Consider the following 387-nt stretch of genomic DNA (forward strand, 5'->3'; position numbering starts at 1 on the left):
ACACCGGCCACCGGCTGCCCGAGGGCGACGTCCTGGTGGTGCGGCTGGAGTTCGTCGACGACCCCGACGCGGCGCACCACCTGATCCGGGTCGAGGACGGGACCGTCCGCGAGCACAGCGACCTCTGGGGGCTGCACACGGAGAGCACCGTCCTCGCCCACGAGGTCGGCCACCTCTTCGGCCTGCCCGACGAGTACCGCGAGCGGCGCCTCTACGAGGAGTCGGTCGACGAGAACGGCGACCTCGTGGTCGCCTCCCAGGAGATCCGCCCCCGCGCCGTGTACACCGACGCCGGACTGATGGCCGGCGCCGTGGCCGCCCAGGGCCGGGCGCGCGTCGACATGGACGCCGGCGTCACCCCGGACGACACCCCGATGCGGTTCGCCG

General features: G+C 74.2%; 1 protein-coding gene. It reads left to right on the forward strand.

Going from position 1 to position 387, the window contains the following annotated elements; genetic code table 11:
- On the forward strand, window positions 1-387 hold a 387-nt coding region (locus VR45_RS37415; protein WP_045944403.1), incomplete at both ends, for a hypothetical protein.

It is taken from the genome of Streptomyces sp. NRRL S-495, from assembly GCF_000966955.1.
Taxonomy (GTDB): Bacteria; Actinomycetota; Actinomycetes; order Streptomycetales; family Streptomycetaceae; genus Kitasatospora; species Kitasatospora purpeofusca.